Raw genomic sequence first — 25935 nt, forward strand, 5'->3', positions numbered from 1 at the left:
TTCCAATTATTGTCTGCTTAACCTCTTCCAGCAGCTCTTCAACCGAATTATTTCTTTCTGATCCGATTCTCGAAAGAGCTGGTGAATAAAAGTTGGATGGTTAATTGGATCTAATCGTTGGGATCGCGCAATGATCTGATCGCCATAAAATGCTTCGCCGCGAAAAGCGATCTCCAATTCCTCTGGCTCATTGTGTTTCCAAATTTCAGAAGGGACTGCTTCCAATGCCCATTCGATGGATCGAACATGATTGACATGCCGATTCACATCGAGATCGGCCAGCCGAACTCGGAATGGCAATTCAATTTCTGGATGGATGACCTCTGGGAGCGCCTCAAATGCATCCTCAATAGCGCGATTCGATCGGCGGGCATAATGTGGTAGATGATCTTCCAGACGTACGGCTTGCTTGGTTCTCAAATCTATGAGCAACCAGGAACTGGTCGCTATTGCAATCGGTTCCTCGCGATGATTCAGGACTTCAAACTCGCGGAGAGCAAATAAATTGATCTTCGCTGAAGGCCATGTGCGGATGACCACCTTTTCTCCCCACGCCGGATAGCGAAAAATCTTGACATGATAACGGGACAATACCCAGGTCAAATTTTTGGCAATCAGATTTTTTACTGAAACGCCCAAGCGACTGGCGTGTTGGCTGGCGCTTTCTTGCAAATAATCCAACAATGACGACAGTTTTATTGTGCCGCGCGACCCGACTTCATAAGCTCTGACCTGAAATTCCTGCTGGTAGATCGCTTCCAATTTAGCTCCTGTCCATTTATCCGTTGTCATACATTTCTCTTATATGCGACAAGTTGTCCCACCAATCTAAATTTCTACACTGCCGTGGATGCAAACTTCATTTGATCGATGAAATCATAAATAGTTCATCTTCGATTGTCTTCCGACCAAGCCTTCCCTGTTCGCTAAAAAGTCAGTCTAAAAAGTGAAAAAATCGACCGGTTGTTTCCTTGCTAAAGTAGTCCAATTTGTTGAAATTTAATCGACACTAAATTAGCAAGCGATTGGTCAGTGGCTATTTTCGGGCAACCTGTAAATTAAACCATTCATGTTCTAATTTATCCCAGATCATCTTGACTTCGAACGCTCGAGCTTCCCTTGATTTAATCTCGCATCGGATCTTCGGAGCAGAAAGGCAAAGGTGATCCCAGCAAAGCCCAACAACGAAAAGATCCACATCCCAGCAGTATAGCCTTGGGTGATGTCGTTTACCTTGCCAATCAAAATATTAAATCCAAACAATCCGATGTTTTGAATCATGGTCATAAGACCGTAAGCAGTACCCAATCGTTCTTTGTCTACAATCAACGCCACAGAAGGCCACATCACGGCTGGGATGAGCGAAAAGGCGATTCCCATCATTGCCATTGGAATAATAAGATAAATTGGGATTTCCGATTGGATGCCGAAAAATTCACTATGAAGGGAAATGACTCCGTGAATGCCAAAAGGGGCCGCCAGATCGATCTTATAAGCCATTACCAGATAGACAGGAATGATAAGCAACGAACCCAGCATCATCATCGTGGTTCTGCGCCCGATGCGATCGACCAATAGCCCGAAAAGCGGCGTGAAAATCATCGCAGCCAAGGTGAGCAAGCTCGAAAGATTGCCGCCGACCTCTCGCGTCGTTTGATGGACTTCCTGGAAAAATTTAATGGCAAAAGTTTGAAACGGGAACATGGCGGAATAGAACGTGACGCACAGCGCACTGATGAACCAGAACGATGCGCCAAATTGAAAAATTTGCTGCAATTCAACCTTATCCGTCTGGCCGTCTCTGGGAATATCATACCTCTTAATGGCATAACTATCCATCAAGTAATATATGACAATAAAAACCACGGCTGAAACTCCAGCAGCGACAGTGATCAGAAGCGGTTTTTGCCACGTCGCATAAAGCGACCGAGCCCAGGTTGGGGAATTCAACGCCATGAATGATCCAAGCCGCGCTACCGTTAAATTCAAGCCAAAGGCAAACGATAGCTCTTTGCCGGTGAACCAGCGCGCGATAATCGTTGTGATGGCTACAATCATGGACTCAGCACCGATGCCGTATATGAATCGGCCAGCCGCCATGAGATAGATATCCCCTTTGAGAGCGGTTACAGCGCTTCCAATCATCACCAGCATTGCAAAAAGAAATACCGAACGCCTCGTCCCGATCCGATCGATGATAATTCCTCCGATCAATACCATGATGATATTCGGGAAACTATATATGGCGTTGAGCAAACCGATATTGGCATCGGAAAATCCTAATTGGGTTTTTAACAGGTCTGCCAGCGGGCTGATGCTGTCATAGATATAATAATTGCCAAACATCGCCAGACTTATGAATAGCAGGATCAACCAGCGAAACAATGGCTTCGGCTGCATCTGTTGGGAAGCGAGAGAATTCGGAGCGCTCATGTGGATCCTTTCTCTTATGTGAGTAAGTAAGATTGATTTCATGGATACTGCTTTTATAAAAAATTGGCTCTAATTTATCTCAATCAAATGAGAATGTCAAGCGATTTTTTAGCGGAGAGCAACAGTAATCTATGTTTATTAAGATTTCAGCTTAATGATGCTATTGGATTCGTTGATACTCTTTAAGATGGATTGTCATAGCAGCAGGAAATTTTCTCTCTCCTTTTAATTGAAATTCTGTGCAATATTTTGCAAATTGAGCTGCTAATTTTTGCATAGCAGGGCTTAAATTGGTTTTATTGCTTTGCTTTCCAAGTGCTATCTAATTGAAAATTTGAGGTTATTTTTTGTTATGCTTTTGGTATAATAATTGCCAATTTTTAAAGATCGAAAATTCAAAATAGGACACTAAAATCTTCATCATTCAGAGACTTCCCAATAGCTGCTTCGACAACATGATTCAGTCAACAAAGCATTTTTCCTCGAGAGGGGGTGATACGAAATATTCATCTGGTTATGAATGCTATTAATGTTTAGCAAATCGAGGCCATTGTTATATGGGGTAAATAGCCTCGTTTCGGAGCGGCACATCGATGGTGATGAGCTACGGTTTTCTTTGGGATTATCTTGGAGGAAAGACGATCACTTATTCAAACCACGCGGCTCGGCTGAAAGCAAACGATTCGGATTCAGATTCTTCGAATTTAGCCTGGAAATCAATCCTTACATCTAATACCACAATTGTTTGTTCGAACATTCAATATCCCAAGATTGAAACCGGTTGATTTTTGAGCGATGAAGGCAGCTCTGGATCGAGATAATTTGTGCTGACTCCATGAACTTAATTCTTTTCAGCCATGCAATTTCAAGGAGGAAAAAATTATGATGAAAATTTGGTCTATTATTATTTTGCTCCTGCTCATTCCGATGATCGGAATTGCCGGAGTCACTGGCAAAATATCTGGCAAGGTAGTGGACAAGGAGACCGGCGATCCATTGCCTGGAGTCAATATCACTATTCAAGGGACGACCATGGGTGCAGCGACCAATTCGAACGGGGAATATTTCATCATCAACGTCCCAGTCGGCACTTATACGTTGGTCGCTTCGATGATCGGCTATAAGCGGGTGGAAAAAACCAATGTTCGGTCGGTCCAAGATCTAACCACCGTGGTCAATTTTCAACTGGAGAGCACAGTGATGGATTTGGGTGAAACTGTGACGATCACAGCCGAGCGCCCCATGGTCCGCACCGATGCGACCGCCTCGACGCGCGAAGTCGAAGGGGATCGGGTAATGCTTTTACCCAAAGTGGATACATTTGAAAAGGCCATCAGTTTGCAGGCTGGAGTGGTTGGTAGCAATGTCCGCGGCGGTCGTGACACAGAATTAACCTACATGGTCGATGGAATGACCGTGGAAGATCCGCTCCAAGGCCGTGTCGGGGCAACGATCAATCGAAACGCCGTCGCTGAAATTGTGCTCATGACTGGCGGTTTTAGCGCCGAGTACGGCCAGGCAATGTCAGGAGTCGTTAATCTGGTCACCAAAGAGGGCGGCAATAAATACAGTGGTCAACTCCGTTATACTACCGATGAGCCGTTCGATGAACGAACTTTCTCGGCGAACGATAATACATATGAATTGAGCTTCGGTGGACCAACCCCGTTCTTCCGTCCGTTGAAATTTTTCTTATCAAGCCGCGTTTTTACGACAGACTGCAAGGGCAGCAATGCCCAAGGGGATAATCCAGGCCCAGGGTATAAGGTATTGGATCCAGCGGGCAATAATCTGGGATGGTATCCGCATAACTCTGAACAGCAGTACAGCATGCAACTGAAGCTCACCTATAACTTCACGCCAGATATGAAACTGACCTTCGGCGGTTTCAAGTCTCGCGATCAATGGGATTTTTATGACTGGGGTTGGCGCTACACTACTGATTCGACCGGTTATGATGCGTTTGGCTGGTCGCTTACACCCAGCACGAGCATGTTAGATCATTATCATTCGCGAATGTTGGAAAGCTCCCAATACAAACTCACCTGGACCCATACATTAAGCAGCAAGACGTTTTACACGGCGAATATCACCTATTTTAACAATTACGATAATACCGCCAAACGCGAGCTGCGCGAGCAAAAAGATCGGTTCTTGTCGCTCTTCGAAAACTGGTGGGAAGATTTTCGGTTCATCCCGATTGAGAACCGGGATAGCGATGGAGATGGCGTGTGGGATCAATTCTCCTATCGTCAAAACGGCGCATCCAATACGCCGCGATTCCCCTGGGGCAATCCTTATGGGATCTCCAACGTTTTTGTTGGCGGCGGCGATACGCGGCTGGGAGCTCGACTCTATAAGAGCCAATATTTGGCGACCAAATGGGATTTTGTCAGCCAGGTGACGGTGAACCATCAGATCAAATTCGGATTTGAATATTTCACGCACACGATGGAGAAAAATTATAACTCGCTACCCTGGGATCCAGTGCCATTTCAGGACATCTATAAATACGAGCCAAAGACCGGAGCAGTTTACTTGTTGGACAAAATGGAATGGCGCGGACTGGTGGTGAATGCTGGACTTAGACTGGACTATATTGATCCCCAGGCGCGAGTTCGGGTTGACGTACTAAATACCAGCCCGGATGCCCCATGGACTGATGCCAAGGTGAAATGGCAGTTGAGCCCTCGATTGGGAATCTCCCATCCAATTTCTGAGAAAACTGTGATGCACTTCAATTATGGGTGGTTCTTCGAAGAGCCGCGCTTCAACAGTTTGTACGACTTTGTGGTGATGCCGCCTCAATTGCTCCGACGAGGCAATCAATACCTGGGCAATCCCAATCTGGAAGCACAGAAAACCAAAGCTTGGGAGTTTGGCGCTGCGCATCAAATCACCAATAATCTTAGCTTGGACATTACTGGATATTACAAAGACATGTACGACGTGGAAGGCATTCGCTTCGTGCCAGCCATCCCCAATACCTATTCGGTGTTCACCAATTCCGAGTACGGCAAAGCTTATGGGATCGAGTTCACGTTGAAAAAGCGATATAGCGACAATTTCAGCTTTGATTTGAACTACACCCTGGCTTGGGCGCGAGGCACCAGCTCCAACCAGTTGCAACATTATCAATTAGTGACCAACGGCCCACCTGATCCTTACACGGGTCAAATGAAGGTCTATCCGCAACTGGATTATTGGTTGGATTTCGACCAGCGGCACACTGCGAACTTTGTGTTCGATTATCGCTTGCCAGAAAATGCTGGGCCGACGCTGTTCGGCTATCATGTCTTGGAAAATTTTGGTTTGAATCTAATCTGGCGTTATCATAGTGGTCGTCCCTATACGCGAGAAGACAGCCGCGGTAATCAATTGGGTGATTTTAATGGCGCTCGGCAGCCGTGGTACATGCGAACCGATGCCCGGATCAATCGAGATTTTACGATCCTGGGGGTGAACACCTCGCTATTTGCTGAGATCGAAAATCTATTCAATGAGCGGCGAGCAACAGCAGTTTATGCACGCACTGGCAGCGCTTATTGGAACGGAATCGTTTATCCCAAAGGCTCTAGCACTTTCTACGAAGGGACTCCTCAATATGACGTCAATGCAGATGTGGGCATCAAAGAATGGGATCCCCAGCCGTTCAATGAAAAAGGCTTACGGCAACAGCTCGATCCAGTGGATTTGAATGGCGACGGCGACTTCGATGATATCATTGGTGCCAATGATGGCAAGGTTACTCCAGAGGAATATTACAACGCTTATTTGCGATACATCAATGATTCGTATCGTCGTAAGACCAATTTCATGCGCGGACGCCGGATCTGGATCGGTTTCCAGCTCTATTTCTAACGGACTGCTCACGGGAGGTTTTCTCTTCCGTAATTAATAAATCATAAATTACTTTATGGAGGTGAGAGGATGAAGCAAAACTCTCGATTATGGTCAATCCTAATCATTCTTATAATGACCGGAGCCGTTATGGGTGCTTCCACGGCAGCGGCAGCAACCAAGACCGGCACGGCGAAAAATTCATTATGGAAAGCAACCTATCCAGATAACATGTTTGATTTGCGCTACCACGATGTCGGCCAGCTCTACCTTCCCATTACAAATTTCGGCATTCATGGTCATGAGGTGAGCACTGGTAGCGCTGGCGGTATTTGGCCGAAGGGTTCTGGGCAGGCGTATATTTTCGGTGCTGGCATCTGGATCGGCGCAATTAAAAATGGCAAAAAACTGGTATCGGTCGGATATAACCCCAACAGTGGTCAGAGCGAACTGGTCCCTGGCTTTGAGCTTGATCCGACCCATAATTATAACTTCAACAATACTGGCGTTCGGGTATTGCTGAGCACCGACTATCCCGATCGGTTTCTGGCGGAAGGAATGCCCGAATGGCCCTTTGGTTACTATAATCCTGATCCAGATGGCAATCCTGAAACCAATGATGCCGATACCGTGAAAACCTGGGCCGAGGCTGGCGAGGGTTATAAGCCGGTTACCGTCTCGGTTCAGGACAGTTATGCCTGGTTTAGTGATGTCGATCAAACATATAAATTCGATGCCAGCGCGGACATTTTAGGAGTTCACGTGATCCAAACTGGGTATGCCTGGAATTACTTTTTCAACCAGGATTTTGTATTTTTATCATACGATATCATCAATGCATCCAATGACGAGCTGAAGAATATGTATTTGGCGGTGACCTGTGACCCCGATATTGGCGATGCAGGGGATGATATGGTTGGCTTTGATGAATCGCGTAATATGGCCTATGTTTATGACAATGATGGCAAGGAATCGGGGTGGTCAACCCCGCCCGGCTATCTGGGTTATGTTTTCTTGGAGAGCCCGATTGATCCGAATACGGGACAGCAATTGGGCTTAACCGCGTTCCGCATCTTCACCATTGATGTCGACCCGGGGACTGACGTGGAACGCTATGACGTAATCAGCGCCAATGGGACGTTTGATGTGGATACCAGCCCAGCCGACAAGCGGTTCAGCATGCCCACTGGGCCATTTACTTTGAAGCCTGGGGAATCCGCTCGCGTTGTAGTGGGAATCATTTGCGCCAAGGATAAACGATCGTTAGAGATCGCCTGCGATCTTGCTCAGCAGATGTACGATTTGGGGTGGGTGAGCCCAGCACCTCCAGCAGAACCAAAACTGACGCTGATCCCTGGACCTGGGAAAGTCACCATTCGATGGGATAATAAAGCTGAAAATTCGATCGACCCGGTCTCTGGTGAGCGCGACTTCGAAGGTTATCGCCTTTACAAGAGCCGAACTGGGATCGGCCCGTTGGGCAATTGGAAGGTCGCAGATCCGACCACCGAATGGCAGTTGATCGGCCAGTGGGACTTGGCCGATGGCATCACCAAAAATCAGCCAATTAACCCGCTGGATCTATATGATGATGCTCATCCGAATGACAAATATTTGGGCGACGATACCGGTCTGGTGCATGAATATGTGGACGAGGATGTGATCGATGGTGTCGAATACCACTATGCCATCACTTCGTACGATCGGGGTAATGAAGCGATCCGTAGCATCGAGTGCGGACTCATTCTGGGGCAAAATCGAGCCTCGATCCGACCAGGATTTTTCACCATGGGCTATGAGAAGGCAAAAGTATTGAACGTCACCCACGCTGTGAGCAGCGGCACAACTGCTGCGCCACCGAAAGTCGCCATCGTTCCCACTCTGATGGACCAAGTCATCGATGCACGCTATGAGATCAGCTTCAGCTATGTGGGAACCACCAAAACCTTCACGGTCACAAATCTGAACGATAACTCGATTGTTGTTGATAAATCGACTCAGCTCACCGGTGATACCTACTTTAACGGTGTTGTCCTCACGCTCAATGACGTCCCTGCTGGGAATTTTGTCTCTGGCGGATGGGTTGGTACACCGAATACGAATTGGGAAATCGTTAATATTAAACCGATCGTGAAAGTGCCCCATGATTATGAAATCCGCTTCACCCAGGAAGGCACAGCATCGTTGCCAGCGCAACTTGTTCTGCCCTTTGAGGTCTGGCGAATTGATCTGGATGGCGCATATAGAGCAAAGAGCCTGTTCTTCCAGGATAATCCCAGCGATCCAGCCGATAAAAAAGGCAAGCTCAGCAATGGCGATATCATTAAAGTGATGGAGGATTATGTGGATTACATCACTGGGGCTAAAAAAACGGGTTTTACGTTCCAGTTTGAAGTCCGTATTCCCGAAGCGGCAGTCGACCCCGTTCCTGGCACTGTGTTTAAATTTATGCTATCCAAACCGTACAGTCCCAAAGATAAATATCAATTCGAGACCGTAGCCGAAAAGATCAATCCCAAGAAGGAACAGTTGAAAAATATTAAGGTCGTGCCTAACCCCTATATCGTGCGCAACACTTGGGAGCGCAGCGGCGATTATGCTCGTTTGATGTTCATCAATCTTCCCGAGGAATACGTAATTCGAATTTACACCCTCTCGGGAGACCATGTGCGCACCATCGATTCGAAGACCGCTGCAGCGGATAATCTGGAGACTGGCCCAGGGTGGGTCTTTTGGAATCTTTTGACCCATAACGACCAAAAGGTTGTCCCCGGTGTTTACCTATTCCATATTGAAGCTCCTGGAATTGGGGATCACATTGGGAAGTTTGCGATTGTCAGGTAACCCTGGCGTGACGCCATGATTGGATGAATAGCTCGATTATCGAGGAGGATACAAAAATATGAGAAAAATAATCGTGATGATATTGGCCATCAGCCTGATAGGTTCTGGACTGTTGCAGGCGCAATTTTCAAAGCGAGGCACTTCCGGAGCTCAGTTTTTAAAGCTGGGCGTTGGTGCCAGGGCTCAAGCAATGGGTGGCGCCTTCACCGCGTTAGCCAACGACGCGTCGGCGCTGTATTGGAATCCAGCGGGCATCGCTCGAATCCCAAACAATGAATTGATCTTCGCCTATACCGATTGGATTGCAGATATCAATCATGCCTATTTTGGCTTCGTTTATAACGCAGGCCAAATTGGCAGTTTTGGGGTGAGCTTGACCTCCGTCTCCATGGGACAAATGGAAATCACCACGCCAGAAGAACCTCAAGGAACAGGCAATTTTTTCAATGCCTCTGACCTCGCTTTCGGAATAACCTATGCTCGGAACATGACCGATCGGTTCTCTTTCGGAATTCAACTGAAATTGATCTCTGAGTCGATCTGGGATATGAACGCCTTCGGTTGGGCCTTCGATATCGGGACAATGTACGACGTAGGTTTGGGAGGCTTGAAATTGGCGATGAACATGGCCAACTTCGGGCCAGAGCTGCATTTCACCGGTGCTGGGCTGCTCACCCAGTTCAATAAGTTCCCAGAAGCCGGGAATGTCGCCCCAGTGAACGTCTATTATGACACCGATCAATATCCACTGCCGATGACATTTCGGCTGGCCCTCGGCTATGCTTGGGATCCTTTCGGAGATCAGGTGAATGTGACCGAATGCGTCGAGTTCGTCAAAACCAATGACCGCGCCGAAGCTTTGATCGTCGGAGCCGAAACTTCATTGATGGACCTGTTCTTCGTCCGTCTCGGGCTAAATGCAACACCTGATGACGAAAGCGAAGAAGGGCTATCGGCAGGAGCTGGCCTTCGATTGAATCTTGGCTCTTATAAAGGCACATTTGATTATGCATTCACCGATTTCGGCCGGCTACAAGGCATCCATCGTTTCTCGATCGGACTTTCGTTCTGATCAAAATTCCAGAAGGGTTACCAAATTTTTTACATTTGGTAACCCTTCTCTCTCAATTCCTGCCATTTTCGAAATATGTTGCTCTTGCTAAACCCAGCCAAGAATCGTTCGATTAAAACTTGATTCACTTCATAGTTCAACCACTCGTATTCATATCGCCTTCCCATTCCTTTACGCAGCACCAGACCCCTCAATCGAAACCGCGAGAGCAACTCATCGAGCAACAACCGACCGATCTCATCGGGCTTGAGCTTTCGCTCAGCTATCAGCAGACCACCCGCATAGCGGAATCCATGGGCAGCTAAATCAGCATGATCGATCGAGCCACCAGAACCGAGCCAATGCTTGAGGAAATTGACCGCTCGGATCAATCGAAATAGCGTGACCAAATCGGTTCGAGAAAAATGTTCAGTTTCAACCGGGAGCGCGGTCGAGCGATATAGCAGCAAATCAACTCCAGAAATATAGCCTTTCCTCACGCAGTTCTCAAATGTCAGAGCCCCAGGTGGCGGATAGAAAATGCTGGGACCGATTACCACCGGAAGATCGGCTAAAAACAGAATATCCGCCAACATCTGATCCAGCGTATCCTCTGGCAGGCCAAGGATCAAATAGGCGACGACCTTCAATCCATAGTGTTGTGCCCAAAAAACCACTTTGGAAAAATGCTGATATGATTGGTGTCGCGTGATCTCCTGCTGGACCTTGGGGCTGCCGCTCACCAGCGGGATATTGAGCCATTCAAATCCCGCAGCTTTCATGATTCGGACCAGATCCTCATCCAACGAATCGGCCAGCACCCCATTCATCGCTGACAGTTTGAGCGGATAGCCGGAAAAGCGATCGATTACCTTCTGAAACAACTGCTTCGCCCGCTCGCGATCGGCAGTCAGATGGTCATCTTCGAAGTCAAAGTGGCGAATGCCGTTTTTTATTCCCAATTCTATCTCATCGAGCACCCGATCAACCGAGCGAAATCGGACCCTTTTGCCCATCACTTTGGCGATCGAGCAGAAATTGCAATTTTTAGGGCAGCCGCGCGAAGTAATCAACATCGCCATCTTCTCGTTCTGGGTTAGCACGGGAAGATCATCAAGATTTTCAATATAAGTTCGGATAGGATTGACGAAAATCTTCCCATCATCCTTATACGCCAAACCATCAATGGCTTTCAATGCACCTGGGTTATTACTGATCAGGGCTGCGATCAGCTTGAGCACTCGCTCTTCTCCTTCGCCAAGGATTGCAAAATCGAAATAGCCTGATTTCAACACCTCGATTGGCGCGGCTGTGACATGATGCCCCCCAGCTACAATAGGAACCTCAGGAAAAACCGCCTTGCACAATCGCGCCGTCTCTAATGCGGTATTAAAATAAGGGGTGAAATTGCAGGAAATCCCCACCAGATCAGGCTGATAATCGCGAATCCGCTGAGCAATCTGATCAAAATTTAGACCGAAATGCCGATAATGAGTGAACAGCTTAAAGGGACTCAGGTCATTGGGATGGTAATAAGATTTCAGATGAGCGAGTGGTTTAGGAACAGGAATGGTGTGCTTTTGAGGGCTGGCTAAGCAATCCAGCAGATGAGTCTCAAAGCCGGCCCGATCGAGCATCGCCTGAATATATTTTAACCCGAGCGGTTGCTGCCGAATCTCCGTTTGATAGAAATCCTGAATCGGCGGATTGATAAGTAGGATTTTCTTGATCGGATCCATACCAAAGTTGCTCTGAACTGAATTACACCGGCACAAAGTTATGTCGACGGGGCCATTGGATCTTCTCTCGAATCAATCGGAACGTCCGGATCTGGTACGGAGCAATTTCGATTTCAAAGCCATTCTCGGAAAGCTCAATTTGAGATGTTGCTAAATCTCGCTCCAGCAGATCCGTTTCATTCGCTTGGCTGATACTAAAAGCGAACTTAAATTTCGCCTTCGTTGCTTTGCCATGCGTCTCGTAGCAGCGCAGGATCAGGGAATCGTCATCCTCAGATTGTTTAAGCGCCGTAATGATAATGTTCTCTGCCGAACATTGGATAAACGAATGCTCCAGCGGCAATGTGCCTGGGTGCCGATCTGTCATTGCCGCAAGCAATGGCTGATTCAATTCATAACCAGCACGCAGCGAATTGGCTGAGCGCCATTCGCCTGTGTGAGGCAGCAATGCGTATTTGAAATGATGGACGCCTTTATCTGGGATTGGGTCTGGCTCGTAAGAGCAGCGCAGCAGCGATAGCCGTATCTCGGTCTGATTGACATCGCAGCCGTATTTGCAATCGTTCAGTAAGCTCACCCCGTGTTCGGCATCGCTCAGATCCAGCCATTTTTGTGTAGGATATTCATGACCATTGGTTGGCCGTTCAATGGTCCCAAATGGCAGTTCAAAGTGGGCGCGGCTATTGGACGTCAGATTCAGTGGAAATGTGGCTTTCAAAAATAAGTTCCCCGTTTGTCTACTACCGACCTCCTGCCAATCTACAGTGCTGGGAAATTCGATCCGCGCCAATTTGCTGTAAATCGCCACACGCTGGATAAAAGTTGACTGTCGAAATCGGTGCACAATCTGAATCAGATACCGAATCGGCCCCCGCTCCAGAATTTCGATCCTGTCTGGCCGAGTCAACTCGATCGTCTCAGCGATCGGCCCAATCACCCAGGCGGACATGTCATGCGGTTGTTCCTGCAATAATTGAAACCGATTGGCTCTGCTTCCTGGGCGAATAAACTCCTTCCCATCGATTTTTAAAATAACGCTCGAAAGCTGGCCAGACTGCTCATCCAGCGCAATGCGATAATGCTGATTTTCGATGAGAACGTTATTATGGATGATTAGATCCGTTTTATAGCTCGGTTCATGGTCTATTCTGCGCCATCCGTAGGTCTTATATCCCATGGAAGGAACCGTATCGGCAATAAAAATCACTGTTGCGCCATCACACTGACGCTCAATTACTTGGCTCGGAACAATCTGACCATCTCGATTCAAGATTTCTGGCCATTCATTGGATAAAATCGGGAGCATGACACTCACTACATCCGTCCGTTCCCAATTGCTTGGATTAAAAACGACTATGGGGGATGATTCGCTCTTTTCTGTATCGATCTGATTGGCGATCGTTGCGAGGCTCAATTGTAACGCCTGCTGGCCCGCCCGAAGAAACCCATCGGTGATCGGGATTGCTTCCTGATAAGTAGCATGAATCGCTGACCCAGGCAGAATATCATGAAATTGATTGAAGCAAGCGCGCTCCCAGCCCTCATCGAGAATGAATTTGGGATAAGGTAGTTCAAAAGGCAACGCCATGCTAGCATAGAATTCTAACAACGGGAACAGATTTTCACACCGGCGATTGCGCAGTTTGATATCGGCATGGGTTGTATAACAGCCCTCAAAGATGAATTGCAACTCATCTTTGACCACTGGGAGATTGGGATATTTGGCAGCCACCGTGTCAAAATAGTTTTCAACGGTATTGAATTTGATTGATGGAAGATGTGGATTGGCCCCGATAGCTAGCCCTCGCTCGATGTCGCGGGCCGTTGGACCGCCTCCATGATCGCCAACGCCGTAGACGTGCACATAATCCCGGATCCCCTGCTTTCGAAACAGTTCAAAACCATAATTCGGAGTGTCATACCCAATCGAACCGTTGTAATTGGGTGTGGTAGCTGCCAGCACCCGCGAGCCATCCGGCCCTTCCCACCAAAATACATGGGGATTATCTTTGCCGCAACGCATGAAGTAATAATATTTCACACCACATTTCTTGAGAATCTGGGGCATGGTCCACACGTGCCCAAACAGGTCGGGTTGCCAACAGACCTTCGGCTCTACACCGAAGTGTTTCTTTAAGAACCGATTGGCCAAAAGGAATTGCCTGACCAGCGATTCCCCTCCAGCCATATTTTCATCTCCCTCAACCCACATGGCCGCGGTGATCTCCCATTGACCCTTGTGCACAAAGTTCCGAATCCGTTCGAATAAATCGGGGCGCGTCTTCATGACCGCTTTATAGATGGATACTTGGCTCTGCGAAAAGGTGAAAAACCGATATTTCTCCATCAGCTTGGTCATCGTCTCGAAATCGCGCTGACAAATCGCCACAGTTTCGTTCCAAACCCAGAGCCAGTTCATATCGATATGCGCATGGCCGATGAAGTGAATCGTGAAGTTTTTCACCTGCTTGAGGATCGGGGCCAGAATCTTGCCCACCTCAGTCAAAGATTTATTGAAGCCTTCATCATCATTTTCGATATACTTTGTGACGTTCAGTGCCTTCTTTGCTTGTTCAATGAGCTGGCGCCAGCCTTCAGTTTTCTCAACCTGCAAATTTAGCAACTTCTCTGCTATTTGTATCTCTGGGGAGATCCGAGTTGGCTCGATATGCTGGAGTTTCACCCTTCTGAAATCATCCCAATAAATGGCTTTGACCACCTCATTAAAAAATGCCAAGCTCATTTTTACCGTTATTATTTTTGGGTCACCCTCTCGATAAAAAGAGTGGATAACTTCGCCGTTACGTGTGATGCAAATATTTTTGAAACAAGCAATGTAAGTTCCAGCTACTGGCGAGACAACCGCGACCTGGACGCTTTCCACAGTTTCGCCCACCAGATTGGTCAACGCCATTTTGCGGTGATACCAGGTATCCACTGCATCGTAAAGGTTGGTCATCGGATGAGACCACATATCATGCTGGTCGAATACCATAGAATCCCGCATCGCTCGACCAGAGAGGAAATGCACATCCACTCCCGCCTGGCTGAGCGGCGAGCTGAGATCGATGTAAATATCGTACTCGAGAAAATCTCCGGGTTGAATTGTAATGGGATCATTGGCAATGGTAACGTAGCTATAACCTAGGGGATGACCATTGGTCTCGGTTTTAAAGAAAAGCACATTAGGTAGATTCGGCTGGCTCACGCTGGTGTCCCTTTGTTTAATTTTTCGTTCGATTTCTGCAACACAAATCAGTGTCATTCCGAGCAAAGCGAGGAATCTTACAATTCACCAAGCACCTAAATCGCTTCACTTCTTCCTCTGAGGGCTTCAGAATGCCGTAGAACTTTCAATACGGAAAACTTTATTTAAAAAAATTTTTTCCACATGTATTGAAAATTTGATACGAAATGTCTCCAGAATTTCTTGAGATCATGTGGCACTCTCTCGCTCACGAAAATAATTGGCAGGAAAAATACACAAATTTGCAATCAGAATCAAGCGAAAATTCGAGGGAAAATGGGGCAGGCGCGATGCACTCCCACAGAAAAGAAATCCCACAGAAATGACGAAACCTGCTATTAATGAGAAATCTAGTCATGATATGTTTTATTCGGGCATTGCTCAATTCTGTGGGATTACAATTCCGTGCGACAAGAGATCTGTATTTCAAGGGATCATTTCAATTTAAACCTTACGGGTACATGGATCCATGTATCGACTGGCTTTCCTTTTAGCTTTGCAGGTTTCCATTTGACCGAGCGAATGGCCTCCATTGCAGCGTTATTGCAGGCATCATCGACAGTAGAAGAGAAAACCTTTGTCTCTCGGACTTCGCCTTGGTCGTTGATATGAACATTAACAATCACCATGCCCTCGATTTTTGCCACCCGCGCGCTTTCAGGATAAACTAGGTTTTTCTGGATAGCTTCAAATCCTTCCTCTGGAATAGGCGGTTCATCAAACGAGAGTAATTTCATTTCCGCACCCGTTGGTGGCTGAGGAGGAGGTGGTGGCGGACCTTCTCGATCAAAGACCTCTATTTGTTCCAATTTTTCTGTCGGCTTCTGATGCAATTTGAATCCCACTGGAACCGAAACCCAAACAGCCACAGGTTGACCTTTTTGTTTGGCTGGTAACCATTTCACTGCTTTTAGCGCAGCCATCGCCGCCTCATCACAACCAAAAATCTTGTCCAATGACTGAAACACCTTCGCCGAGTCAATCTGACCATCGACGTTGACGTGAACATAAATGATAGCCGTTCCCTCAATGCCAGCCTCCCTGGCTTTCTCTGGATAGATCAAATGCTCTTGAATTGCTCTAAATCCGCCAATAGGCACCGGTGGCTGATCATAAGCAACAAAAAAGCTACTAGTATCTCCAGGTTTGACCCTCTGCTGGGGTTGTTGTGGGATCGTTTTCTGGGCTGCAGCCTCTCGCCTTTCGCTCTCGCGCTGCGGCGTTTCGGTCTGTCGCTGGCAGGACAAGGCAACTCCCAAGACGATCATTGCAATGATCGCCAACTTCTGGAGCAAATTTAAACGGATCATAACGGTCTCCTTTCGATTTAGAATGTAATTGAACCGCTGAAGAATGAGTTTTTTCGATTGATGAAAATAGCTGGTGAGAGCTGGTGCATGACTCCAACTTGCGGTCTGATGAATTGACCTCAAAAGCAATTTGCTGTATTCCACCCGTCTCCCCTGCAGATAATGGATGACAAAATCATCGCAGGCCTGCTCGCGATACCGGGACAATTGCTGATTTGCGATCCAGACCAGTGGATGAAAAAAGAATAAAATCTGAAGTATATTTTGGATCGGGATGATCCAAAGGTCCTTGCGGTTGATATGGGCGTATTCATGTAGCAATAGTGCCTTCAGCTCTCTATCTGGCCAGGAGAGAGTTGCTTCTGGCAGGTAGATTTTTGGTCGCATGATTCCCCAGGTAAAAGGTGCCGAAATGCCTGGCACAACCAACAGCCGTACTCGCTTTGCCCCAAATATATCGAAGCAAAGTCGATGGTAATCGGTCAGCTCGATACCTCTGCCGATGACCTTGGTTCGAAATCGAACGAGCTGATAAAGCCAATAGCCCAACAGACCAACAACAACGCTTCCCCAGATGATCAAAAGATATCCCTGGAAGCTCAATCCAGCAGGCTGATTCGATGCAATCTCAACTTCTGGAAGCATCAGCGTGGGAATCCATTGTGGAACTATCAGCGAAGTTTTCGAGATAAAATTTGGTAGGGCAATTTTTGGGGGTACTAGGACCTTCATCAAACCCACCAACCAAATAAAGTAGAGGAATCGAGCCTGTTGCTTTTTGAACACCAGAGCGATAACGAAGACAAAAGCAAGAAAAAAGCCCCATTGGATCGAGATCATGGTGATGTGATCATACCAGGCTCTGGCAAATCCTTCGATTCTCGCGAGATTAACCGGCATGCTAATCCTCCTCTCTGGCTCGGATAAGTTGTTTGATTTGATCCAGTTCTTCCTGGGATAATTTAGTCGATTCTAATAGAAAAGCAGCGAGTCGAAAGAACGAACCTTCGAACGCCTGCGAGACCAAATATTCAGTGGCATTCTGCCGCAGAAAATTTTTATCGACCGCCGCATGATAATAATTGACTAAGCCGAGCTTCTGCTTTCGGAGTAAACCTTTTTCCACCATCCGATCCATATAGGTCTGAACGGTTGTGTAGGCCTTTTCAGCTTCTGGAAATAAGGTTTCCCATACTTCTCTGACAGACATGACCCCTTTTTGCCAGAGCACCTGCATGATTTGCCATTCTAACTCAGATAGATTCATCTGATTTTTCATATCGCTTCCTATGCAATTAGTAGTTTTACTACTTTTGTAGTAACAAATATAATAAATTTGATATTCATTGTCAAGAAAAATTTTTGAATTTGTTCTTTATTTAACAAAAAAACAGTTGCGCATCGGGCAGAAAAATGTTATAATTAAATGATGCGTAAGAAGGGGTGAATGCCAAATTTGCAAGATCAAATCATTATTTGGAGAAAAGCATGAAAAAAATGTTTTTGGCAGTTGCGATCGGGATCATTTGGGCGGTTCAATTGTTAGCCCAAACCTCAAGCTCGAAATACATTGATATGCTATGCGCCGAGTTAGAGCGCTACATGGCGATTCGGTTTGATGAATGGAAGTACACCACTCAGATGGCGATTGATGCATGGCGTCCCAATTACGATGACGTGGGTTGGAAAACGATCAGGATCGATGAGAGCATCTACCCTGACTCCGCGTGGTTAAGAAAAACGATCTTTGTCCCTGAGCGAATTCTTGGAATGCCAGTTTTGGGAGGGACGATCCGCCTGGTTGTCTCAGTAGACGATGCAGGGATTTGTTGGATCAATGGCGAAAAGAAGGGGCTATTCAAATGGACTGGAGAATATTTGCTGACACGAGATGCGAAGCCAGGGCAGGCTTTTTCTGTCGCGATCAAAGCAATCAACACGGGTGGCCCGATGCGGCTATTGGAGGCAAGATTGGTATGGGATCGGGCGAAACCGCTGGCGGACAAAGTCCAAGATTATATTTTAAGCCTGCGTGTGGGACAAAAATTATTGAGCGGTGATACCTACTTGAAAACCGGGCGTGTGCAATTGGATCGCGGTATTGATCTCAGCACCGTTCCGACCAAGCAGCGAACCCAGCTTCGCAAACAATTGGAGGAGGCTGCCAGACTCGTCGAAGTCACTGCCTTAAAAAATGGCTATCCCCAAATTTTTGAGGCGTCATTAGAAAAATCCCGGCAAGCCCTTAGACCGATCGGCAAATTTGCCAAGGAATTTACTCTAATATTTGATTCCAACGCCCACATCGATTGTGCCTGGCTGTGGCGATATTTGGAGACCATCAATGTCGCTAAAAATACATTCAGCTCAGTATTAGACATGATGGAAGCACGACCCGATTTCACCTATACCCAAAGTCAGGCCCATCTCTATTGGTGGATGGAAACATTGCATCCAAACGTCTTTCAGCGGATCCAACAGCGCGTCGCCGATGGTCGTTGGGAAATTGTTGGCGGGATGTGGGTAGAACCCGATTGCAACCTCATCTCTGGCGAATCATGGGCCAGGCAATTGCTTTATGGAAAGCGCTATTTCAGAGAGAAATTTGGGGTTGATGTGAAGATCGGATGGAACCCAGATTCATTTGGCTATAATTGGAATATGCCGCAGTTTTACCGTGATGCTGGCATCACTGCTTTCATCACTCAAAAGATCGGCTGGAACGACACCAATATGTTCCCATATCGCTTATTCTGGTGGCAAGCCCCCGATGGAACGAAAATCTTAACCTATTTCCCAAATGATTATGTCAATGAGATCAAGAATCCGTTCGCCTTGGTCGATTGGCTTCGCCAATTTGAGGCCAATACCGGCTTGAAAAACATGCTGGTACTCTACGGTGTGGGGGATCATGGTGGCGGCCCAGATCTAGAAATGATCAATCGGATTGAGGCCTTGAAGAAATTGGACATTTATCCCACCGTTCGTTACGGCACTGCTAGTGAATATCTGGATTGGATTCGTAGCCAAGACCTCAGCAATCTGCCAGTATGGACCGACGAGCTTTATTTGGAATATCATCGTGGCACTTATACCACACAATCGAACACCAAGCGACATCATCGCGAAAGCGAACAGTTGTTCGGTAATGCCGAACAAATCGCGGCGATCGCCGGTCTGTATGGGCACCCTTATCATCGCACCGATATGCTTGCTGGCTGGCGAGGCGTGCTGTTCAACCAATTTCATGATATCCTACCAGGATCGAGCATTTATGCGGTCTATAAGGATGCGGACGAACTCTATCAGCAGAGCCAGCAAATAGCCAAGCACGAATTAGAAACATCGCTAAAGTTTCTTGCAACGCTGATTAATACGAAAACAAAAAAGAACGTCACTCCAGTACTTATCTATAATCCCTTGGCTTGGACGCGCACCGATATTGTGGAGCTTCTCCTGCCCGAAGATGATCATCAAATTTATTCTCTATTCAACAGCCAGGGCAAAGCGATTCCTTCGCAGATCGTCTCAGCTGGAAGATACCGAAATAAGATTCTGTTCATTGCCGAAGATATTCCAGCCATGGGATATGCAGTTTACGAATTGCGCTCGCAACCGCCGAATCAATGGCAACACCTCAGCGCCACAGATCTTTCTGCTGAAAATGAGTTCTATCGGTTATCCATTGATTCTACCACAGGCTGGTTAAGCAGCATCTATGATAAACGATTGGAACGAGAACTCTTGTCCGGGCCTGGCAATGAACTTCAATTAATCAAAGATACCCCCAGTGCCTGGGATGCATGGAATCTGGGATTGGGAGAACGTTACCCCAGCAATTTTCGCGGTGCGAGGTTAATCGAGGAGGGCCCAGTGCGATCAGTGATTCGCGTTCAACATGATTTTTTAAAACCTGGTGTAGAAAAAAGCTATCCGACTCCCAATAATCCCAATAGCTATTTCACCCAGGACATCATTTTATACCGCGGCATCGATCGCATCGATTTTGTGACCGAAGCAGATTGGTGGGAAGAGCATGTGATGTTGAAAGTGGCGTTTGCCGTTGCCGCATCGGACAGCCTCGCAAGTTACGAAATCCCTTTCGGCACCATTCGTCGACCAACGACCATGCGAAACGACTGGGAAAAGGCACGGTTTGAGGTGAACCAGCACCATTGGTTCGATCTGACCGATGCCACGCAACAATTTGGTGTCAGCTTGTTGAATCGCGCTAAATATGGCGGCGATATTCATGGTCAGGTGATGCGGCTCAGCTTGCTCCGCTCTCCCAAATGGCCAGACCCCATGGCTGATATGGGCAAACACCGCATCGAATATTCTCTTTATCCTCATAGTGGCGATTGGAAAACTGGAAACAGTATCCGCAGAGGCTATGAATATAATTATCCGCTGCTGGCGCGAATTATCAGTTCACAAAAGGGTAAGCTGCCCAAGGTCCATTCGTTCATTTCTGTTGCGCCAGAAAACGTGCTCCTTGCTACCATCAAAATCGCCGAGCCGGAAAAAAGTTTCGATTTCGATGCCCAGGCAGACCCCCATATTTGGATCGTTCGACTCTATGAAACTCACGGAGAAGCTGCTGAAACCGTGGTTCGATTCCCACGCCCAGTGAAACGAGCTTGTAAGTCGAACTTTTTAGAAGAAGAAGGCGAGCCTCTCACATTCGAGGCCAATCAAGTGAAATTCAACTTGAACGCGCATCAAATTATTACGATCAAAGTTTGGTTGGAATAAAAAAGCCTCCCAGAGTCCAATTGCGGCTATGATGAGGATGCGGAGCCGACTCTGGGAGGCCGCTGTGGAGGGAGGAAGCTCTTTGCTCAACAAATGTTCATTCCCTCAACTCTCTGCTACTCGGACCGGAATCCAGATGATTGTGCCCACTGGCAACCGCAGCGGGTCGGTGACTTTGTTGATTCTTTCTAGCACTTTCCAATTCACCTGATACTTGCGCTCCAAATCGAATAAGGTCTCGCCGGGATTCACAATGTGAGGTTCCAATCTATATGATCGTTGTTCAACGCCTTCATTATTTGGTTGCTCATTAGGTGCTGTTGGTTGCTGAATTCCATTTTTGATCCCTTTCATCGTTTCATTGATCCTTGATGGATTGCAGACGATCTGAATCCAGCCCGCTGACAGCATCAGCATGAACATAATCAAAAGCAGCAGCATCAAAAAGCTGAATCGGATGACGGACCGAAACATTTTGGTTACCTCCTGTCTTATTTGTCCGGGCAATAAAAGGAGGTCACTCATCGGCGTGCTTCTTTTTTGCATAGGCGTTACCCTCCTTGTTGATTGGATTCGAATCCACTCTGGATATTCACAAAAATAATGCCATGAAATTGGAAGAGAAATAGTAAGGGTAACAGAATGCATATTCAGCGGTTAACAGAGGCTTATCATGGTGCGGTTTTCTAGCTCTTGCAGCAATATCGCAGCACCATTGCTATTTTTTTACGACATTTTTGAAAATGGCGATTTTTGAGGTTCATCAAAACGAAGCGCGTTGGAGAACGCTAAAAGCTATAATGCTCTGAATAGCGCCTGGACAAGTTCAAGAGGTGCAATTCGAACAAGCTATGCACCGGCAATCCATCCTTCGAAAAATTCTTTCGATCTTTGCCGATGTTGATGGAGTTGGCAACAATTGTAACTCAAACAGATCTGTGAGCTTTCTATCATCCGCAGATGATGGATTATGAGGATGTCTCAATCCGCCTGTTCTGGTAATAATCGGTTCAGCTTCTGTTCGAATACATCATAGGTTGCTTGATCGAACAAACAAAAGATTACGAGTTCAAGGCCGCTTTCTCCCTTAAGATATTCGATGGTCGTGGTTAACATGATCTCCGCGCAGCGGTCCACCGGGTAGCCGAAAATCCCAGTGCTAATGGCGGGAAAAGCAATCGATTTTAAAAGGTGCTTGTCAGCTAATTTTAAACTATTCAGGGTAGCATTGCGGAGCTTGGCATCTTCATCACCCTCCCCCATCCGAGGGCCCACCGCATGAATGACATGTTTTGCTTTTAAATTCCCCCCTGTTGTAATCACGGCGCCGCCGACAAATGTTCCCCCGATCTTATTACACTCCTCTTGGATCATAGGACCGCCCTTCCGTCGAATAGCACCGGCCACGCCGCCCCCTAAAATCAGTTGCGAATTCGCTGCATTGACGATCGCATCCGTAGCCAAGTCGGTAATATCCCCCTTCACCAATTCAATCACATGATGATCTATCATCTTCCTCATCTCGATTCCCTCCGATCCGTCGAATTTATTATGCGAACATGTAATAAAAAACTTTTTTTACTACCATGAAACGCAATAACAGCTCACTGACATTTGATTGCTTATCACTGATTACTACTGATGATTCACCACTGATTCCTGAATAGGATAATCACTACGTTCGTCCATTAAATCCCAAGCTCACGGGATCGGCACTGGTTTGCGGTCCTGGTCGACAGCCACATAAGTGATCTCGGCTGAGGTAACTGGAACTTCCTCGCCGGGGTGATCCCATCGGCTGGCTCGGACGTCGACCTCAATAGTGATTGACGTTCGGCCTTTCCGAATTGTTCGCGTATAAAATGACACCTGATCGCCGACGAAGACTGGTTGATGGAATTCCACTTTGTTCATCGCAACGGTCACATAGTTCATCACCGCCGTCTTGCGCGCTTCAAGCACGCCGGCAAGGTCAATATAAGAGAGAATGACGCCGCCAAAAACCGTTCCGTAGCGATTGGTGTCCTTGGGCATCGGCATCACACGAAGCACTGGATCTTGTTGAGCCATCTTTCTACCCTACTTGAAATCATCTCTATTACTGATTCTTCTGATTAAATTAAGCAAATTTCCAGATTTTTTCCGCATCACTGAGCAACTTTATTAATATGATCCCCATCATATAATGGCCAAAACGCATCTAACAAATGCAATTATTTTCTAGGATAGCTGATCTTCCCTTGAACAAATTGTTCTGCCAGATCGACTTCAAATTTGCTTCCGATGAATAACGGGGTGCGTTGGTGCAGCTCAGTTGGCTGGATTTCCGAGATATTGCGATAGCCATCGCTGGCACGGCCTCCAGCTTGCTCAAAGATGAAGGCCATTGGCGCAGCTTCGTAAAGCAACCGCAATTTGCCCGATGGTTTATTCGGGCTTTTGTAATCGAGCGGATAGAGAAATATCCCACCATACAACAAAGTCCGATGCAGATCCGCCACCATGGATCCAATATATCGAAGCGAGTACGGCTTTCCGATGTGATTATCCTTACTCTTCAGGTAATCCACAAATTGCTGGGTCCCCTTGTCCCAATAATGATAATTCCCTTCGTTCACGCTGTAAATATTCCCTTGCGGTGGAATTTTGATATTCTCATGGGATAAAAGGAACTCGCCTACACTGGGATCCAGCGTGAAGCCATGCACCCCATGTCCCGTGGTATAAACCAACATGGTCGAAGAACCATACACCACATATGCTGCTCCAACCTGCTTATAGCCAGGCTGCAAACAATCTGCAATGGTCCCACGCCTTTGATCGCTAATTTTGCGATGGATCGAAAAGATCGAGCCAACGCTCACATTGACATCGATGTTGGACGAGCCGTCAAGCGGATCGAACAACAATACGTACTTCCCGCATTTATATTCTTTGGGAATCAGGATCACATCTTCCTGCTCTTCCGATGCCATCACGCAAACCCGACCGGTTCGATCCATTGCCCGCCTGATGACCCGATCGGCAAACTCATCCAATTTCTGGACTGCCTCTCCCTGAACATTGGTCCTGCCAGTCTGGCCGAGGATCTCAACCAATCCAGCTTTGTTCACGTCGCGGGCAATGATTTTAGCGGCAAATGTGATGTCATAAAGCAATTGAGTGAAATCACCCTTGGCTTCGGGAAATCCCTGCTGCTGACGTTCGAGGATAAACCGCTCAATTGTAATCAATTCCATTTCACTCATTCCCTTCAATGGTCAAAACTATTCTTTTCGAAACAAGCAGACATTCCAAGGTTCTCGACTTATTAGATCACAAAGGAAGCTTTCAATTTTCGTTCCTTTTCGAATCGTTTCAGAGCCAATTGGATCAGTCGATCAATTAGCTCACTGTATGGTATGCCGCTGGCCTCCCACAATTTTGGGTACATGCTGATCTTCGTGAACCCAGGGATCGTATTGATTTCGCTCACAAAAATCTCGCGATTATCGCGCAAGAAGAAATCGACTCGGGCCATGCCCTCGCAGCACAGCACGCGATAGGTCTGGATCGCCAATGCCTGAAATCGCTGCATCAATTCAGGAGCCAGATTTGCTGGGATCTCCAATTTGGCGCCATGCTCGTCAATGTATTTGGCCTCGTACGAATAAAATTCATGTTGGGGGATAATCTCCCCCGGAATAGAGGCAATTGGATCCTCATTTCCCAATACAGAGCATTCGATCTCTCGGCAGTGAATATATTCCTCGATTAAAATTTTCGTATCGTACAGAAAAGCATCCTGAAGCGCTGGCGTAAAATGCGCGCGCTCTTTCACTTTATGAATTCCAACTGAAGAGCCGAGATTGGCAGGTTTCACAAAAAAAGGTAAGCCTAACTGCTTTGTCACATCATCAAAATCGATCGATGCTAATTGGCTGTCATGAAACACAAGGAACTTTGGCACAGGAACACCACCATCTCGCAGCAACCGTTTCATCACATCTTTATCCATGCCCACAGCCGAACCCAGCACGCCAGCGCCAACAAATGGGGTATTGAATAGCTTGAGCAGGCCCTGGATCGTGCCGTCCTCGCCATAAGGACCATGAAGCACTGGAAAAACCACATCGATGTGCCCCAAAGATTGATAGTTGGTAAGGCTGACCAATTCATTACCAGCTTGGCCAGATGGAATCAGAGCGATCCTCTGCGCATTATTCAGATTTAGCGCAATCCGCTTGGGGTCGTCAGCATTCAAAAAAAACCGCGATGGCTCTCCTAAATACCATTGCCCCTCTTTATCGATTCCAATTGATAACACTTCATATTTCTTTTTGTCAATGGCTTCGATGACGTTTTTAGCTGATTGGAGCGATACCTCATGTTCCGCAGATTTCCCCCCAAAGATAATTGCAACCCGAATTTTCTTGTTCACTGTTTCTGGTCCCTTCCGATTTTTTTGATCCATTCGTGTTTCATTCCAGCTCTTTTCAATAGATCTCTTCATTCTGTAACATTGAATTTATCTTATTGATTTCATACCTGCGAATGAAACTATCTTTTAAAACCTCCTGTGTCGGAATCTAAGAAAGTCCTGCATTCCTAGTAATGACATTTCCATGATTGCAAATTTATCGTGTTGTAGAAGGTCAAATCTATTCAGCTATCATGCCTTGAGCGACCGACTCAAATCTTCGGTAGGCAACAGTACAATGACTGAAAAGGGATGAT

General features: G+C 46.8%; 15 protein-coding genes. 4 read left to right on the forward strand and 11 right to left on the reverse strand.

What is annotated here, in order from left to right; translation table 11 throughout:
• Positions 1–6: 6 nt before the first annotated feature.
• Positions 7–792: a thioesterase gene (locus ONB37_12820; protein MDZ7401038.1), complete on the reverse strand. Its 786-nt coding sequence runs from the start codon at positions 790–792 to the stop codon at positions 7–9.
• Positions 793–1089: 297 nt separating this feature from the next.
• The gene (locus ONB37_12825; protein MDZ7401039.1) at positions 1090–2433 is read right to left on the reverse strand and encodes an MFS transporter; all 1344 of its coding nucleotides are present in this window, start codon (positions 2431–2433) and stop codon (positions 1090–1092) included.
• A gap of 882 nt (positions 2434–3315) precedes the next feature.
• On the opposite strand from ONB37_12825, the gene ONB37_12830 reads away from it, so the two are divergent.
• The 3 genes from ONB37_12830 to ONB37_12840 all read left to right on the forward strand — a co-directional run bounded on the left by ONB37_12830 (position 3316) and on the right by ONB37_12840 (position 10189).
• Positions 3316–6294, forward strand: a complete 2979-nt coding sequence (locus tag ONB37_12830; protein ID MDZ7401040.1) for a TonB-dependent receptor — start codon at positions 3316–3318, stop codon at positions 6292–6294.
• Between the two features lie 69 nt (positions 6295–6363).
• On the forward strand, positions 6364–9117 hold the full coding sequence (locus ONB37_12835) for a hypothetical protein (GenBank protein ID MDZ7401041.1): 2754 nt from the start codon (positions 6364–6366) through the stop codon (positions 9115–9117).
• A 58-nt stretch (positions 9118–9175) separates the two neighbouring features.
• Positions 9176–10189, forward strand: coding sequence for a PorV/PorQ family protein (locus ONB37_12840; GenBank protein MDZ7401042.1), 1014 nt, complete (start codon positions 9176–9178; stop codon positions 10187–10189).
• 29 nt (positions 10190–10218) lie between these two features.
• On the opposite strand, the gene ONB37_12845 is transcribed toward ONB37_12840, so the two are convergent.
• The 4 genes from ONB37_12845 to ONB37_12860 all read right to left on the reverse strand — a co-directional run bounded on the left by ONB37_12845 (position 10219) and on the right by ONB37_12860 (position 17743).
• The gene (locus ONB37_12845) at positions 10219–11907 is read right to left on the reverse strand and encodes a B12-binding domain-containing radical SAM protein (protein MDZ7401043.1); all 1689 of its coding nucleotides are present in this window, start codon (positions 11905–11907) and stop codon (positions 10219–10221) included.
• Between the two features lie 22 nt (positions 11908–11929).
• Complete coding sequence (locus ONB37_12850) at positions 11930–15115, reverse strand: glycosyl hydrolase-related protein (GenBank protein ID MDZ7401044.1); 3186 nt, start codon at positions 15113–15115, stop codon at positions 11930–11932.
• A gap of 473 nt (positions 15116–15588) precedes the next feature.
• The gene (locus ONB37_12855; protein MDZ7401045.1) at positions 15589–17364 is read right to left on the reverse strand and encodes a M56 family metallopeptidase; all 1776 of its coding nucleotides are present in this window, start codon (positions 17362–17364) and stop codon (positions 15589–15591) included.
• A 1-nt stretch (position 17365) separates the two neighbouring features.
• Entirely contained in the window at positions 17366–17743 is a 378-nt protein-coding gene (locus tag ONB37_12860; GenBank protein ID MDZ7401046.1) for a BlaI/MecI/CopY family transcriptional regulator, read from the reverse strand.
• A gap of 209 nt (positions 17744–17952) precedes the next feature.
• Here ONB37_12860 and ONB37_12865 point away from each other — a divergent pair, with 209 nt between their 5' ends.
• A complete protein-coding gene (locus tag ONB37_12865; protein ID MDZ7401047.1) occupies positions 17953–21219 on the forward strand; it encodes a glycosyl hydrolase-related protein in 3267 nt (1088 codons plus the stop codon).
• A gap of 105 nt (positions 21220–21324) precedes the next feature.
• On the opposite strand, the gene ONB37_12870 is transcribed toward ONB37_12865, so the two are convergent.
• The 5 genes from ONB37_12870 to ddlA all read right to left on the reverse strand — a co-directional run bounded on the left by ONB37_12870 (position 21325) and on the right by ddlA (position 25672).
• Positions 21325–21765 carry a LysM peptidoglycan-binding domain-containing protein gene (locus tag ONB37_12870; GenBank protein MDZ7401048.1) on the reverse strand — a complete coding sequence of 147 codons (441 nt, stop codon included), beginning with the start codon at positions 21763–21765 and terminating at the stop codon, positions 21325–21327.
• 435 nt (positions 21766–22200) lie between these two features.
• Entirely contained in the window at positions 22201–22740 is a 540-nt protein-coding gene (locus tag ONB37_12875) for a macro domain-containing protein (protein ID MDZ7401049.1), read from the reverse strand.
• 180 nt (positions 22741–22920) lie between these two features.
• Positions 22921–23289: an acyl-CoA thioesterase gene (locus tag ONB37_12880; protein MDZ7401050.1), complete on the reverse strand. Its 369-nt coding sequence runs from the start codon at positions 23287–23289 to the stop codon at positions 22921–22923.
• Between the two features lie 143 nt (positions 23290–23432).
• The gene (gene fbp, locus ONB37_12885; GenBank protein MDZ7401051.1) at positions 23433–24458 is read right to left on the reverse strand and encodes a class 1 fructose-bisphosphatase; all 1026 of its coding nucleotides are present in this window, start codon (positions 24456–24458) and stop codon (positions 23433–23435) included.
• Between the two features lie 71 nt (positions 24459–24529).
• Positions 24530–25672, reverse strand: coding sequence for a D-alanine--D-alanine ligase (ddlA, locus tag ONB37_12890; protein ID MDZ7401052.1), 1143 nt, complete (start codon positions 25670–25672; stop codon positions 24530–24532).
• Positions 25673–25935: the final 263 nt, after the last annotated feature.

Source organism: candidate division KSB1 bacterium (assembly GCA_034506395.1).
In the GTDB taxonomy this organism is placed as follows: Bacteria; Zhuqueibacterota; Zhuqueibacteria; order Thermofontimicrobiales; family Thermofontimicrobiaceae; genus Thermofontimicrobium.